At 65.9% G+C, this 15,020-nt stretch carries 17 protein-coding genes; 12 read left to right on the plus strand and 5 right to left on the minus strand.

The features are described from left to right. A partial coding sequence (locus VET27_RS20800; RefSeq protein WP_526521513.1) for a Rossmann-fold NAD(P)-binding domain-containing protein occupies nucleotides 1-572 on the plus strand: 572 nt, incomplete at its 5' end. A gap of 9 nt (nucleotides 573-581) precedes the next feature. Beyond that, nucleotides 582-1,295 carry a TVP38/TMEM64 family protein gene (locus VET27_RS20805; protein ID WP_526521514.1) on the plus strand — a complete coding sequence of 238 codons (714 nt, stop codon included), beginning with the start codon at nucleotides 582-584 and terminating at the stop codon, nucleotides 1,293-1,295. Between the two features lie 3 nt (nucleotides 1,296-1,298). Here the strand turns inward: VET27_RS20805 and VET27_RS20810 are convergent, their stop codons facing one another. Continuing rightward, entirely contained in the window at nucleotides 1,299-2,432 is a 1,134-nt protein-coding gene (locus VET27_RS20810) for a glycoside hydrolase 5 family protein (protein ID WP_526521515.1), read from the minus strand. Nucleotides 2,433-2,794: 362 nt separating this feature from the next. Between VET27_RS20810 and VET27_RS20815 the strand changes: the two genes are divergently transcribed. From VET27_RS20815 to acs, 10 genes are all read left to right on the plus strand, one after another. Then, nucleotides 2,795-3,109, plus strand: coding sequence for a hypothetical protein (locus tag VET27_RS20815; RefSeq protein ID WP_526521516.1), 315 nt, complete (start codon nucleotides 2,795-2,797; stop codon nucleotides 3,107-3,109). Nucleotides 3,110-3,198: 89 nt separating this feature from the next. Further along, complete coding sequence (locus VET27_RS20820) at nucleotides 3,199-3,342, plus strand: hypothetical protein (RefSeq protein WP_526521517.1); 144 nt, start codon at nucleotides 3,199-3,201, stop codon at nucleotides 3,340-3,342. A gap of 733 nt (nucleotides 3,343-4,075) precedes the next feature. Then, a complete protein-coding gene (locus VET27_RS20825) occupies nucleotides 4,076-4,390 on the plus strand; it encodes a hypothetical protein (RefSeq protein ID WP_526521518.1) in 315 nt (104 codons plus the stop codon). 1 nt (nucleotide 4,391) lies between these two features. Continuing rightward, the gene (locus tag VET27_RS20830) at nucleotides 4,392-4,670 is read left to right on the plus strand and encodes a hypothetical protein (protein ID WP_526521519.1); all 279 of its coding nucleotides are present in this window, start codon (nucleotides 4,392-4,394) and stop codon (nucleotides 4,668-4,670) included. After that, nucleotides 4,606-4,959 carry a hypothetical protein gene (locus VET27_RS20835; protein WP_526521520.1) on the plus strand — a complete coding sequence of 118 codons (354 nt, stop codon included), beginning with the start codon at nucleotides 4,606-4,608 and terminating at the stop codon, nucleotides 4,957-4,959. The genes VET27_RS20830 and VET27_RS20835 overlap by 65 nt, the downstream gene beginning before the upstream one ends. Nucleotides 4,960-5,167: 208 nt before the next feature. After that, nucleotides 5,168-5,986 (plus strand): lytic transglycosylase domain-containing protein, encoded by an 819-nt coding sequence (locus VET27_RS20840; RefSeq protein WP_526521598.1) that lies wholly within the window; start codon nucleotides 5,168-5,170, stop codon nucleotides 5,984-5,986. A gap of 223 nt (nucleotides 5,987-6,209) precedes the next feature. Further along, nucleotides 6,210-6,638 carry a cyclic nucleotide-binding domain-containing protein gene (locus tag VET27_RS20845; protein ID WP_526521521.1) on the plus strand — a complete coding sequence of 143 codons (429 nt, stop codon included), beginning with the start codon at nucleotides 6,210-6,212 and terminating at the stop codon, nucleotides 6,636-6,638. Between the two features lie 93 nt (nucleotides 6,639-6,731). Beyond that, the gene (locus VET27_RS20850) at nucleotides 6,732-6,995 is read left to right on the plus strand and encodes a hypothetical protein (RefSeq protein WP_526521522.1); all 264 of its coding nucleotides are present in this window, start codon (nucleotides 6,732-6,734) and stop codon (nucleotides 6,993-6,995) included. A 270-nt stretch (nucleotides 6,996-7,265) separates the two neighbouring features. Then, nucleotides 7,266-7,793, plus strand: a complete 528-nt coding sequence (locus VET27_RS20855) for a hypothetical protein (RefSeq protein WP_526521523.1) — start codon at nucleotides 7,266-7,268, stop codon at nucleotides 7,791-7,793. Between the two features lie 351 nt (nucleotides 7,794-8,144). Continuing rightward, complete coding sequence (gene acs, locus VET27_RS20860; protein ID WP_526521524.1) at nucleotides 8,145-10,115, plus strand: acetate--CoA ligase; 1,971 nt, start codon at nucleotides 8,145-8,147, stop codon at nucleotides 10,113-10,115. Nucleotides 10,116-10,162: 47 nt separating this feature from the next. On the opposite strand, the gene VET27_RS20865 is transcribed toward acs, so the two are convergent. From VET27_RS20865 to VET27_RS20880, 4 genes are all read right to left on the minus strand, one after another. After that, nucleotides 10,163-10,273, minus strand: coding sequence for a hypothetical protein (locus tag VET27_RS20865; RefSeq protein WP_526521525.1), 111 nt, complete (start codon nucleotides 10,271-10,273; stop codon nucleotides 10,163-10,165). Nucleotides 10,274-10,598: 325 nt separating this feature from the next. Then, nucleotides 10,599-11,684 carry a patatin-like phospholipase family protein gene (locus tag VET27_RS20870; RefSeq protein ID WP_526521526.1) on the minus strand — a complete coding sequence of 362 codons (1,086 nt, stop codon included), beginning with the start codon at nucleotides 11,682-11,684 and terminating at the stop codon, nucleotides 10,599-10,601. A gap of 145 nt (nucleotides 11,685-11,829) precedes the next feature. Beyond that, the gene (locus VET27_RS20875) at nucleotides 11,830-13,101 is read right to left on the minus strand and encodes an acyl-CoA dehydrogenase family protein (RefSeq protein WP_526521527.1); all 1,272 of its coding nucleotides are present in this window, start codon (nucleotides 13,099-13,101) and stop codon (nucleotides 11,830-11,832) included. Next, on the minus strand, nucleotides 13,101-14,708 hold the full coding sequence (locus VET27_RS20880; protein WP_526521528.1) for an AMP-binding protein: 1,608 nt from the start codon (nucleotides 14,706-14,708) through the stop codon (nucleotides 13,101-13,103). The genes VET27_RS20875 and VET27_RS20880 overlap by 1 nt, the downstream gene beginning before the upstream one ends. Between the last annotated feature and the right edge of the window lie 312 nt (nucleotides 14,709-15,020).

A 15,020-nucleotide genomic window follows, 5' to 3' on the forward strand; every position in this document is an offset into this window, starting at 1 on the left:
CGCTCGCGCTCACGGCCGGCTCGGCGTCGTTCGCGCGGATCGCCGAGAACCGGGCCATCGACGCCGGGGGCCTCGTGCCCGACCTGCACCCGGTCAACAGCTGGATCCAGCGGGTGGACGAGGTCGACCCGGTCGAGATGCTCGAGGTGCAGCTCTGCAACATGACGGCGCCGTTCATCCTGGTCGGGCGCCTGCGGCCCGCCATGGCCGCCTCGCCGGCCCGGCGCACCTATGTCGTGAACGTCAGCGCCATGGAGGGCCAGTTCAGCCGCGGCTACAAGGGCCCCGGGCACCCGCACACCAACATGGCCAAAGCGGCGCTCAACATGCTCACGCGCACCAGCGCGGGCGAGATGCTGGGCGACGGCATCCTCATGACCGCCGTCGACACCGGCTGGATCACCGACGAGCGCCCGCACCCCACCAAGATGCGGCTCGCCGACGAGGGTTTCCACGCGCCACTCGACCTCGTCGACGGTGCCGCGCGCGTGTACGACCCCATCGTGCGCGGCGAGTCCGGCGAGGACGTGCACGGCTGCTTCCTGAAGGACTACTCGCCGAGCAACTGGTAAACGTCGCCCATGACCGACAGCGACGCTTCGACCGCGCCCGCGCGCCGGCGCCACGTCGTTCGACTCGCCCTGTTCGTCGCGTTCCTGCTCGGGCTGTTCTACCTGGTGGCCGTCACCCGCATCGTCGACGTCGACGACGTCCGGCGCGTGGTCACCGCGACGGGTCCCGCCGCGCCGCTGACCTACGTCGTCGTCTCGGCTCTGCTGGGCGCCATCTTCGTGCCGGGGCCGATCCTGGCGGCGGGTAGCGGCGTGCTGTTCGGCCCCGTGCTCGGGACGTTCGTGACGTTGTTCTCGGCCGTAGGCACCGCCTGCATCACCAGTCTCATCGGCCGTCGCGCCGGGCGCGACAGTGCGCGAGCGTTGCTCGGAGCGGAGCGGGCCGACCGCCTGGACGACCAGGTTCAGCGGCGCGGTCTGTGGGCCGTCGTCGGCCAGCGCTTCGTGCCGGGCATCTCGGACGCACTGGCCTCGTATGCGTTCGGCGCGTTCGCAGTTCCGTTGTGGCAGATGGCCGTTGGCGCGTTCATCGGATCGGCGCCGCGAGCGTTCGTCTACACCGCCTTGGGGGCGTCGATCGGCGACCTGTCGGCCCCGTTGGCGTACGCGGCCGTTGCGGTGTGGTGCGTGACCGCGGTCATCGGGGCCTTCGCCGCACACCGCGGGTACCGAGCGTGGCGGGGACGCTCCGCCCCCGGGGACGACGCCGGCTCGCCGGGGTAGCTCTCAGGGCTGACCGAGCACGCCGGTCAGCTGCCTGATCGTCTTAATCTCACCGTCCCGATAGGGCCGTCCGTCGGGTTGTAGCAGATCGCTGAACCAGACCTTCGGTGCCGATGCGTACGGATCATCCCACGAGTCCCACGGCAGGTACGTCTGCGTCTTGCCCGCCACGAAACCCCAGTTGTAAGCACCGACGTTGTGCCGCTTGGCAATCGGCAGGATTCCCTCCACGGTGCTGTCGTCCGAGCGAGCTAGGTACTCGGTGCAGAGGATCGGTCGTCCCAGCGGGGCGAGCTCGGCGATCCGCGCCTCGAAGCCGGCGGGTTTGACGTAGGAGTGGAAGCTGATGACGTCGGAGTTGTCCAGCTGGATGCCGGCGATCGTGCTGCGATTCCCGCGACCCCAGCTCCCCTGCCAGACGCCACTCGTCAACGGTTGGACGGGGCCGACGGCGCGCGCCCACTGGAACACCTGGGGCAGTAGCGCTGCGACCAGCTCCTGCTTGTCACTCGTCTCCGTCTTCCGATACACCTTCGCCGGGTTGTCGGGTTCATTCCACAGATCCCACCCCAGAACGCGTCGGTCACCGCGGAATTGACTCAGCACGCCCGTGACGTAGTCGTACAGAACGCTGCGGTAACGCGAGTCACGGAGGTAATCGGCGCCCGGGCTCTGGACCCAACCGGAGTTGTGCACGCCAGGGGACGGCGCGCGCTGAGGGCCCAGCCTCGGGTGGGGGTCCCAGCAGGAGTCGAACAAGACGAAGAGTGGTTTGATGCCGCGGCTCGCCGCGATGGCGACGAACTGCGCCAGCCGACGTTGAAAGCCTTGGCGGTCCTGCGCCCACAGCAGATCGTGGAGGAAGACGCGCATGGTGTTGAACCCGAGTTGTCGGGCGATGGCCAGCTCGGCGTCGATGCGCCGGGGGTCGTAGGTGCCCTGTTGAAACATCTCGATCTGGTTGACGGCGGTTGCCGGGATGTAGTTCGCGCCGACGAGCCACCCTTGAGACTGATACCAGCTGTTCGCCCGGTCGACCGACCACGGACCTGGATCGGCAGAAGCGCGGGGCACGCGAGTCAGTGCCGCGCCTGCTGCCAGTAGTAGCGGAAGCTGCAGGGCGGTTCGACGGTGCACCAAGCCACCGTAGTTTTCTCAGTCGGTGGGTTCAGACCTGCGGATCGATTCGCAATCGATCAGGTTGGCAATCGTTACCCGGTGCCGCAAGTGTTTACGAACGCGCTGACACTGTTAGCCATACCGCGGCGCCAAGAGCACCACACGCCGCCTGGAGGCGAGCCACGAACAACGGATTTTTGATCATGAAACTGATCCGAGTGTTTGCCAGTGCCGCGATCGCGGGCGGGCTGGCAGCACTGGGGAGTCTGGCTCGACGGGGCGTTCGTCTCACCTTCTGACCTGCCCTGACGGCGGATGGGATACGCCGCAGGTAGTATTGGACACCCTGGAAGTAGCCGTACGGGAGGGCCTTTCGCGTCATGCAGATTCGCATCGCCGTGGTGACGACGACGATGGGCGCATTGTCCCTCCTGCTTGCCCCGCAGGCCTCCGCAGACTTCGATCGCGCTGCCTACCTGCGGTGCATGGTGGCTGACGCAATGTCCGTCGGCGGCCTCACCCTCGATTCTAGTTCCGCAGCCAAACTCGGCGCCGAAGCGTATGCCGCGACCGGTGGCCAACAGCAGACGCAAAGCGCCCAGCAGGCGGAGATCACCGCTCTCGCGCAGAAGCACCAACTGCCCGAGTCCGTGGCGACGCTCATCGTGCGATGCGCCCAGGGCTCGCAGGCCTGAAACTCGACGGCGACGTCAGCCGGTGCGGGCCTTAAATCACGTCGCTGAAAAAGCTCGCCACACCCACGGCTTGCTCTTAGCTTGAGGCGGTGCGCGACCTCGAGTCGATTGACGACGAACTGGTGCTAGTCGCCCAGATACGGCTGGCTCTCCGTCAGGACGGCGGCGACCCGTCATTGTGCCCGATCGACGCACTCCTCGATGAGCGTCTGACCGCGGGTGGCGGGGTCTGATTTCGGCCGGGCAGTGCGACACGTATAGCACCGATCTGGCGAATTTCGCATCCCGGCGACAAGACCTGGCAGCCGATGCTCGTATCGCCAGGAACGCCATGACAGTCGCGGCACGACGCTGGCTGATCAACCAGTGGTACGGCAACCCCGCGTACCTGACGATCATGCGCGACTGCCGCTTGGGTCGCTCAACGCATCGCCGCGCATTCCACCCAGCTGACCGACGGCGTTCGTGCGCACTCCGCGGGCTTGGACAAGCTGACCGGTCGCGAACTGCCGCGTGCCACTGTGCGCGTCGCCGGTGACCGTGGCAGGGCGCACCTCAACATTGGCGTCGAATGGCCGCAACCTGCGGTGGCCGTGGCCACCGCCGTACAACGCAGCGTCGCGCAGGACATGAGCTCGTATGCCGCTCTCACCGTCGACGCCGTGGACGTCTCCGTGCACGCCGTCGTAACCCGCCGAAAGACCAACCAGGACAGTGCAATGACAACGACCCCGATCCAGGAGATTGCAGACGGACCCGATTCCGGCACCGTCTTCGCACCGAAAGCCGGACGGCCTCCGGTGGCAGCACCCACTGCCGGCTACGCCGGTGCACTCGTCGCGCTGCTGATGCTCGCCGTCGGCGCCGTGGCGTTGCGCGACGCCGCCGTCGCCCTCGGGTGGCTGCAGGGCTCCGCGTGGATCCGCCGCCATCGACTGGTTCGACGGCCTGACCCATCAGGGCTGGATGCTGCCCGCCGGCATCGTCGCCGCCGTCGCCGGACTGTGGTCGCTGTACGCGTCGGCGCGTCCCAGCCGACGCACCTCGCTGGCCGTTCTCGCGAGTAGCAGCGTCTGGATCGGTCCCGCCGATCTGGCCCGCTTGGCCGCTGCGGCGGCCGAGACGGGACCCGAGGTCCTGAACGTTCGGGCCTCGGCGAGCCGGCGCACGATCACGGTGCGCGCCGAGGTCACCGCCGCAGGCGATCCGGCCATTCGTAAGGCCATCACCACCGCCACGACACCGCGCATCAAGGTGCGCACCCGCACAGGAGACCACTGACATGACCAATCTGGCCGCCACCGTCGACCGGCTCGCCGCCCTCATCGCCGGCATCGCTTTTCTTGCCCTGCGCGCCGGCATGGTGGTGTGGAACACCACCTGGGTGCCCAACATCCCCCGAACCCTCACCCGCGCCCGGACTGAGCGCAGCCACGACTACCGGATGGTGGCCGTGGGCGCGCTTGGGCGCCGGTGTCGTAGCGGTCGTGGTGGCAATGCGCTGGCTGCTGACCTACACCCCCGTCGCCAGGGTGAAGAGCCTGCCGCTGCACACCAGTGATACGGGCACGATCACCATCGATCTCGGCGACGTGGCCTCCGCGGCAGGACAGGCGCTGGAACAGTCCATCGACGTCGAGTCCGCCAACGGCAAGTCCGTGATCGATCGCGGCACCCGCACCGTTGATCTCACCGTGCACGTTGCGCCGACCACACGTGCGCATGAAATCGCCGCACCTATCGACATTGCGTGCGCGCAGGTCGCCTCCATGCTGGCCGACCCCACCATCGCCACCCCGCAGACCATCCGCGTCGACAAGAAGCCCGGCCACGCCCGCCGCGTCCGCTGAAGTTCACCCGATATCGGCAGCACTCCCTAGGCTCTGAGGTAGTCGACGGAAGTGAACAAGTGTGCGTAACCGTGTAGTAATCGCCCGGCCGCGACGTGGCGACCTCCTGGTGCTTACCGCGGTTGTGGTCGCACTCTTCGGGTGTTCACCGTCAACGCCGTCGACCGTCGCAACGGAAGTGGCTGCCACCCAGCCGGTCGACGCGGTCATGTTGGACGAGCCGACGGTGCCCACTTCGGGGAGCGGCGCCGCGGGCGCCCAGCCGCAACTGGCTGCAGACACCGCGCAACTGGCCGACGACCTCGTCGCCGACGAGCAGGCTCTGCGCGACCCGTCAACGCCGGAGGCAGCGCTGGTGGCTGCCGCGCATCGGCAACAGGCTGCCTACCGCGCCATCGGGCGCCACCCCGAATGGGACGCCCTCGTGCAATCGCGAATCCCGCCTTCGCTTCTCGAGGCCTACGACCGGAACGTCGACGCCCGTCGGCAGCTCACCGCGATGGCACACGTCAAGGACACACTGCCCGCGTGGCGCATTCGGGCTCCAGCTCCGGCCGCGGAGCTGCTGGGCTATTACCGCGAAGCCGAAGCAGCGTCTGGTGTCGGCTGGAACCACCTGGCGGCGATCAACCTGATCGAGACCCGCTTCGGGAGCATCGACGGGGTGAGCACTGCAGGCGCGCAAGGGCCCATGCAGTTCATGCCCTCGACGTTCGCCGGCTACGGCGAGGGCGGCGACATCCACTCACCCCGAGACAGCATCATGGCCGCCGGCCGCTACCTGGCTGCCAATGGCTTTGCCGCGGAACGTGATCATGCGATCTACCGGTACAACAACGCCGACGAGTACGTACAAGCGGTCAACGACTATGCCGCGGTGCTCGCGGCCGACCCCTCAGCGTTCACGGGCTACTACCGGTGGGACGTTTACTACTACACCGCCTCGGGTGACGTGCTGCTCCCGATCGGCTACGCCGCGACGTCGCCGTTCCCCGTCGCCGACTATCTGGCGACTCACCCGCAGTAAATCGTCCGACAAGCCGCACCTGGTGGCAGTACCGGAACTCGAACACCACGAGATCCTCGACCGCCTCGATTGGTCATCGTGTGGAGGCCCGTCAGTGGTGGTCGCCGTGCCGCACGACGGTCTCGACCTACACCTGGCGAGTCATTGGTCCGATCGGAACTGCATACGACGACAAGTGGCTAGGCTCCTCGATGCCAGAACCACCCCGCAGTCAGGAGCCTCCATGGACGCCGGTAAAAAGGGATACGAGGACGCTGCCCGTCGGCTGCGGGAGTTCTCCGCATTCGACAAATTCTCGGACGACGATCTGTTGAGTCTCGTTCGAGCGTCACATCACACGTCGAGGTCCGCGCCGTGGCCGATGATTCACGAGCAGACCCCGTCCGACGCCTGCTTCATCCTGCTCAGCGGAGAGGCGGCGGTGTACGTGGGCCAAGACCGCGTTGCGGTGTTGAAGCCGGGTGAGGTGATCGGCGAGTCTGCACTACGCCGCGGGAAACTGCGTTCTGCGACCGTGACGACGACCGGGCCGTCCGAGGTGCTGCATATCGCGCGCGACGATCTCGACCGGTTGCTCGACGAGATACCCGCACTGCGCGAAACCATGGACGCGACTGTCGCGCGCCATTCGCCTGCAGCTGATCCGAGTTGATACCGAACGGGATCGAACCTGTGTCGGCGTAAGCCGGCGCGTTGGCGACCTTGCGAGCGGTGCAGAAACTCTTGATGCGATTATCTGCTACACATGCCGACCGAGGTGTGGTTGCAAAAGGTCCAGTCCCGCATCTTGCCGACGGTCATCCGCAGCATCGTGACGGGAGGAACGGCGGTGGAGACGGTAACGGGCTCGGCTGTCAACGGATCGCCGACGGCGCCATTTCGCGGCTCGGATGCAGCGGTGACGAAACCGGTGGCCGTATTGCCGGAGACCGAGATCAGCGTGAATTCCGTGACGCCGCTCGTCGCGCCGGCCATGGAACAGGTCAGACAGCTGCTGAGATCTTGGTAGTCGATGTGGCCGTTGCCCTCGGTCCGATTTACGAGCCCTTCCTCGTGGGCCCTCCAGGTCCCCATGAACGACGCCCGCCCAGGCACATCGGGGCCCGCTGACGGCGCTGAGACCAACGCGGCAATTCCCAGCGCCACCAACGCCGCGTTCCTCATTGCCATCCCCCTCACAACGCATTGATACGCCAAGTCTGGGGTCGCGGCCTCAAAGGATTTCAAGGGGTTACCAATGGATCGGGCGTCCCACACCCACTCCGGCGGAGGGCCGCGGATGTCGTTGAATGCGTTGGCCGTCGCATGCGTAGCGATGTCATCGTGGTCGAATCTCGAAGATGAATTCGTAGCAGCCGATGCGGATGGGATCGCCATCGGCGAGGGTGGCGCTGAGTCGCACTCGACGACCTTGAATGTGCACGCCGTTGGCCGAGGTCAAATCGTTGATGACGAAACTGCTTCCGGTATCGATGATCACGGCGTGACGCTGGCTGACCTTGGCGTCGTCAAGAACGATGTCGCTTTCTGCCACGCGCCCTATCCGACTGACTGTCTGTTGAAGGGGGTAGTGCCGTCCCGCAGCGTCGCGCAACCCAGCGACAACAGACTGGCGGCTAAATTCGGCGTGTCCAGTGGCGGCGGTGCGGGCAGCGGCCTTGGCGGTTCTCTTGGTGTCCAGAGGGGTGAAACAGCGGCACTTTCACCGCTTCCTCATACGCGCGATCCTGCGCTGACGATCGGATGCGTCAAGGGTGGCGAAGGACTTTGGCCCCTATTTCCCGGCGTCTGGGCAAGCCAAGACTGAAACCGCACGAAAAGCCTTCTGCACCGCTGCGAGGCAAGGACCGCCGTGGGGCCGCCCGCCGAGGACGACATCGGGTTGCCCGCGGTTGACTCGGTTGATCCACATGAGGCCAGCGGGCCCGTGGGACGGATTTCTACGACCTCGACGAGTAGCCAACAGTTCGGGAGCGGAAAATTTCGGGGCCGCGTGAGGGTGTGGTGCGACACCGAGGTAGCAACCTCGGCCGGCTTCGCCCTGCCGCGGACCTGGATGGCCTCGAGCCACAACGGGAAAACATGACCGACAAACCTCCAGCGCCCCGACCGACGACCACCCAGCCCACCCTTATATTGAGTGACTAAGCTCACATCCATGTCCACGACGCACATCGAAGTCCAGTTGAGCTATCCGCCCTCCGCGGAGTTCGCCAGGAACGCCAACGCGACCGCGGATTTGTACCGCGAGGCAGAGCGAGACCGACTGGCGTTCTGGGCGAAGCAGGCCAGGCGGCTCTCGTGGGCGACGCCGTTCACCGAGGTTCTGGACTGGTCCGACGCGCCGTTCGCGAAGTGGTTTGTGGGTGGCCGGCTCAACGTTGCGTACAACTGCGTGGACCGGCACGTCGAGGCGGGTCTCGGCGATCGCGTCGCGATTCTATGGGAGGGTGAGCCGGTCGGTGACAGCCGCAGCCTTACCTATTCGGACCTCTTGGCCGAGGTATCCAAGGCTGCCAACGCGCTGGCCGATCTGGGCCTGGTCGCCGGTGACCGGGTCGCCATCTACATGCCGATGGTGCCTGAGGCGATCGTGGCGATGCTGGCCTGCGCCCGATTGGGGGTCATGCACTCGGTCATCTTCGCCGGTTACTCGGCATCGGCGCTCAAGGCGCGTATCGAGGACGCGCAGGCAAAGCTCGTCATCACCACCGACGGGCAGTACCGGCGCGGCAAGGCGGTATCGCTGAAGGACGCCGTCGACGAGGCCGTTGCCGGGCAGGACCGCGTCGAGCACGTCTTGGTGTTGCGGCGCACGGGGATCGACATCGCGTGGACCGAGGGCCGTGACCTGTGGTGGCACGACGTCGTCGACCCGGCATCCCCGGAACACACCCCGGAGGCGTTCGACTCCGAACATCCGCTGTTTCTGCTGTACACCTCGGGAACGACCGGCGCCCCCAAGGGCATCGTGCACACTACTGGCGGGTTTCTCACCCAGGCGTCGTACACGCACTACAACATCTTCGATGTCAAGGCGGAGACCGACGTGTTCTGGTGCACCGCCGACATCGGCTGGATCACCGGGCATACCTACATCGTGTACGGCCCGCTGTCCAACGGCGTTACCCAGGTCCTGTACGAGGGCACGCCCTCGTCGCCCACCGAGCATCGCCACTTCGAGGTCATCGAAAAGTACGGTGTAACAACCTATTACACAGCACCGACGCTGATCCGGACGTTCATGAAGTGGGGTGACGAGATCCCCGTAGCCCACGACCTGTCCAGTCTGCGGCTGCTGGGGTCGGTCGGTGAGCCGATCAACCCGGAGGCTTGGCGCTGGTACCGGCGGGCGATCGGCGCCGACTGCACCCCGATCGTGGACACCTGGTGGCAAACCGAGACCGGCGCGGCGATGATCTCGCCATTGCCCGGAGTGACGGCGGCCAAGCCGGGATCGGCGATGGCTCCGCTGCCGGGCATCTCCGCCCTAGTCGTCGACGACGACGGCAACCAACTGGCCCGCGGTACCGATCACGGTGAGCAGGTCCATGGTGAGCAGGTCAGCGGCTACCTGGTACTGGACAAGCCCTGGCCGGGCATGCTGCGCGGAATCTGGGGTGACCCGGATCGGTTCAAGGAGACCTACTGGTCCCGCTTCGCCGAGCAGGGCTGGTACTTCGCCGGCGACGGCGCACGCTACGACGCCGACGGCGCCATCTGGCTGCTTGGCCGAATCGACGACGTGATGAATGTGTCCGGACACCGGATATCCACTGCCGAGGTGGAGTCGGCTCTGGTCGGCCACTCCGGGGTGGCCGAGGCGGCCGTCGTCGGCGCCAGCGACGACACGACCGGGCAGGCGATCTGCGCGTTCGTCATCCTGATGGCACACCACGCCGACGTTCCGCGCGATCTCATGGTCAAGCAATTGCGCGACGAGGTGGCCCGTGAGATCTCGCCGATTGCTCGGCCTCGCGAGATCCATGTCGTCCCCGAGCTGCCGAAGACCCGCAGCGGCAAGATCATGCGGCGACTGCTGCGCGACGTCGCCGAGGGCAGGGAACTCGGCGACACGTCGACGCTCCTGGATCCCGGTGTGTTCGAGGCCATCAGAGCGAGCAAGTAAGCCGACACACTCTGGTCAGGGCCGGTACGGGGGACATCCGCCTCCCGCTAGGCGATCAGAAGCACCGAGAAGGTAGTGAGAATGGCATTGCTGACCCGGATGCTGGCGAACCACATGTAGCTGGTGAAGATGGTCCAGGCCAGTAGGAAGATGCCCACCTCGCGATCGCGGCCAGCCGCATCAACGCGGCGGCGAACGGGTTCGGCGTGGCTGCCGTCGAAAGCCGACCTCGTTGCCGGCGCGAGGGCTGGGACGCCGTGCTCGCGGGCGAAGTCTGCGAACGAGCGCGACCTGGCGCAAACGCGTGACCGGGTGGCTCTTCGGCTTGAGCAGGCGCGACCGCTGATCGGTGATCTGGGACGAAGCTAACTGCCGAAGGATCGGCTCGACGCGCTCGCCACCCACCAGGTGCCGGTCACCCGCTCGCTGGAAGATTCGGACATGAAGCGGTCGACGGTCTGGCGCTTCCGCGATTGACCCGTGTCACAACCGACCGCTCTGCAGATCGAGCGTGCCGCGCACCCCGATCGCTCCGTAATGGGCTGCGAGCCAGCATTGAGCGGTCCGCCGCCCGGCATCGCGAAGTTGGACGAAGAAATCCCATTCCGCGTTGCGCTTCGAAGAGGCCTCGTGATCGTCGAGCTCGTCGCTCGCGTCGATCCGGTGCAAGTGGACGTTCTTGTATTCGTCGGGCGAGAGTTTTCCCTCTTCGATCAGCCGCTTGACGAACGCCACGGCCCGCAATTCGCGCAGGAGAGTGCTGTTGAAGCTGATCTCGTTCAGCCGGTTGTTGATTTCGCGCGCCGTGCGGGGCGTCTGCCGACGCTCCAGCGGGTTGATCTGCACGAGCAGTATGTCGTCGGTCATCGTCTCGTCGAAGAGCGGGAACAGGGCCGGATTGGCCATATAACCGCCGTCCCAATAGGGCACGCCGTCGATTTCCACCGCCTGGAAGACCGTGGGCAGGCAGCCGGAGGCCATGAGGTGATCGGCCGTGAGCTCCTGTCTCTTGAAGATCGCAACCTTGCCGGTCCAGACATTGGTCGCGCTGATGAAGATCTCGACATCCGTGCAGGCGCGCACGCGATCGAAGTCGATGAGCGTGTCGATCGCGTCCCGCAAAGGATTGATGTTGAGCGGGTTCGTCTGGTAGGGACTGAAGCTTGGGGCGATGACGTCCGTCCAGGCCTTGCTCCAGAAGCCCAGCATCAGGCCGAGGAGCCTGCGCTGGGCGGGGGAAAGGGACCCGTCGAGGCTGGCCCGGCGCCAGAAGGTTTCCAGCTGGCTCCGCGCCCCGTCGATCCCGCCCTCGAGCCAGCCCTGCACCATGACGACGGCGTTCATGGCGCCAGCGCTCGCACCAGTGATCGCTTCGACGGCGAGGCGCCCGTCTTCGAGAAGGGCGTCGAGCACGCCCCACGTGAAGGCGCCGTGAGCCCCGCCGCCCTGGAGGGCCAGCGACACGGTCTTTTGGGCGCGCGGCCCGGCGAGGCCGCCGGTCCCGCCCGGATGGCGTCGAGCGCGGCCGGTCATCGCGCCGTCCCGCTGGAAGTTCCGGTGATCAACCATGCCGAGGTCATTGAGGCTCCTCAAGGTCGGGAAAGGAAAACGTGGCTCATGTTGACGTGTTCGGCGCCCCCTTCTCTCAGGCGGCCGGTTGACGTCGATGTGTCAAGTTGGTTTGACGACGGGCCAGCAGGGACCGATCAGCCGTTCAGCGAAAGGCGTTGAGTCCGGTGATGGCGCGACCGACGATGAGGGATTGGATCGAGTCGGTGCCTTCGTAGGTGTAGACGGCTTCGATGTCGGCGTGGTGGCGGGCAACATGGTGGTCCAGCAGGATGCCGTTGCCGCCGAGGATGTCCCGGGCCATCGCGCAGACCCGGCGGGCGGCGTCGCCGGTGTTCAGCTTGGCCAGCGCGGCGTGTTCGATCGAGATCCGGCCCTGTGCCTGCAGTTGCGACATTCGGGTGCAGATCAATTGCATGCCGGTGACGTCGCTGAGCATATGGGCGAGCTTGTCCTGGATCAGCTGGAAACGGGCCAGCGGACGGCCGAACTGCTCGCGCCGAAGGGAGTAGGTGAGCGCGGCCTCGTACGCGGCGATCGCGTGGCCGAGGGCTTCCCAGGCCACGGTCTGCCGCGACTTGGCCAGCACGTAGTTGGCGTCGTCCCACGTGCGTGCCTGGGTCAGTCGGGCGTCGGCGGGCACCCGGACACCGTCCAGGCGGATCTGGGCCTGCCACACTGCACGGTTCGCGGCCTTGCCGACGATCTTTCTGGCGTGGTAGCCGGGGACCGGGTGCGCTGCGCCGTCGGGGTGCTCCACCACGAACGCGCCGACCTGACCGTCGTCATCACGTGCCCAGACGATGACGACGTCGGCGAGCGTGCCGTTGCCGATCCACCGTTTCTCCCCGTCCAGCACCCACTCGTCGCCGTCCCGTCGGGCCCGGGTTTCCAACGCAACGACGTCGGAGCCGTGGTTCGGTTCGGTTAGTGCGAACGCGCCCAGCACCTCACACGTCGCCATCCGCGGAAGGTATTTCGCGCGTTGCTCGGGCGAGCCGAGCATCGCGATGGTGGTCATCGCCAACCCCGAGTGGACCGCGTTCAAGGTGGCGATGCTGCCGTCGCCGCGCGCCAGTTCGGCGGCGATCACTCCTTCGGCCAGGAAACTCAGCCCCGGGCAGCCGTCCCCGACGATCGAAGCGCCGGCGATCCCCAACCGCCCGTAGCCCTCGGCCAACTTGACAGGGAACTCGGCACGCTCCCAGAAACCTGCCGCTGCGGGCGCGACCTCGGTGTCGCACCACACCCGCACCCGGTCCCGTACTTCCCGCTCCCGGCCTGTCAGCAACTCGTCGAGGCCGTAGAAATCCGTGCCCCGGGACAGTGCCAGATCGTCACCGTTCGGGAACTCCACCTCCTCCGCAGCATCAGCATCGGCGGTGACGCCGACCGGGCGATCCACACTGGTGGTCATCACTGAATCCTGCTTTCATGTCCGGCCCAAGCCGCTTCACGCAGCTCGTTCTTGCGGATCTTTCCTGTTGCCGTTCTGGGCAGTTCGAGCACGAATACAACTTCCTTGGGCGCCTTGAACTTTGCGATGTGTTCCTTGACGTGGCCGATCAGTTCCGCTTGGCCTGCGGTGTGGCCCGCGGCCAGCACCACGAAGGCCTTCGGCCGCTCGCCCCAGCGTTCGTCCGGAACAGCGATGACGGCGACGTCGGCCACCGCCGGATGCGATGCTAAGGCATGTTCCACCTCGACGGTGGAGATGTTCTCGCCGCCGGAGATCACGATGTCCTTGGCACGGTCCATCAACCGGATGTAGCCATCGGGATAGCGGACGCCGAGATCGCCGGAATGGAACCAGCCGCCTTTGAAAGCCACTGCCGTGGCCGTCTCGTCGCGAAAGTATTCCTTCATCACCGTGTTGCCCCGCATGACGATCTCACCCATGGTCACACCGTCGGCTGGTACATCGACCAGTTCCTCCGAATGACCATAGCTGGCAACGACTCTCGCTTCGTCTGCGGTGATCATGCCGACACCCTGCCTGGACATCAGATGGGAGCGTTCGGCGACCGACAACTTGTGCCAGTCGTCCTGTTCCTCGCACACGGTGTACGGGCCGTAGGTTTCGGTCAGTCCGTAGACATGAACGACCCGCACGTTCAGCTCGGCGAAGGCCGCGATGATGGAGGGACTGGGCGGGGCGCCCGCCGTGGTCACGGTCAACGCCTTGGCCACCGGGTGAGCCAACGCGGACTCCCGCATCATCGACAGCACCGTCGGCGCTCCGGCCATGTGGGTCACGCCGGCCCGATCGACCAGCCGCCAGATGTCGTCCGCCCGTACCGCGCGCAGGCACACGTGGGTGCCGGCAACCGCGGTGAGCGCCCAGGTGGTGCACCATCCGTTGCAGTGGAACATCGGCAGGGTCCACAGATAGCTGGACCCGTCGCGCAATCCCTGATGGATGACTTCGCCGAGGGAATTCAGGTAGGCGCCACGATGGGTGTAGATGACACCCTTGGGGTTGCCGGTGGTTCCCGACGTGTAGTTGAGGCTGATCGCGGAGTCTTCATCGGCCACCGTGTACGCGATCGGATCATCATTTCCGGTTGCCAGCAGGTCGTCGTAGGTCGTGGTGAAGGCCACCTCGACGGCGTGACCGTCTTCTGCCGGCAACGTCACGATCTCCCGCAACGTGGTCACCGCGGCGAGCTTATCGCGTGCTGGTTGCAGCAGTGGGGCGTCGGCGAGGAGGAACGCAGCGCCGGAATGTTCGACGATCTGGGCGATCTCCTCGGCCGAGAGCCGGGTGTTGAGGGTGACCAGCACACCACCGGCCAGCGGCACCGCGAAATGGGCCACCAGCATTTCGGCACAGTTCGGAGCGAGGTAGGCCACCCGGTCCCCGGGCTGCAGCCCTCTGGACAGGAATGCCCGGGCCAGGCGAGTGACCTGCCGTGCCATCGCCGCGTAGGTGAAGGACCTCGTTCCGTCTGCGATCGCCTTGCGATCGGGATGTACCGCTGCCGCGCGCTCGAGAAAGCGCAGTGGGGTCAGAGAAATCTCCATGATTCACGCCACTTCGTCTACTGACGTCATTGTGGCGCCTTATCTCCACCGTACGCCCTGAACGGGTCAATATATCGTGGAGTGACATTTCGGGTTTCTTGTCGACGACGGTCGAAATTTGACCCCTTTTCGACGGTTGAAATTGACCCCGTTGGTGTTCATTCTTCAACCGAGAATTGGACGAAGGGGGTCAAAATTCGGGCGTCGACACGGGGTTAGTTTTCAGACGACGCCGACATTTCTCACGGCAACCCGATTTTTCTGGCGGTGTGGCGCCGCGCCTGCCAGGAGTGGAGAGCAGGAGTCGGATCG

Origin of the sequence: Mycobacterium sp., assembly GCF_035633495.1 — a bacterium.
Lineage (GTDB): Bacteria > Actinomycetota > Actinomycetes > Mycobacteriales > Mycobacteriaceae > Mycobacterium.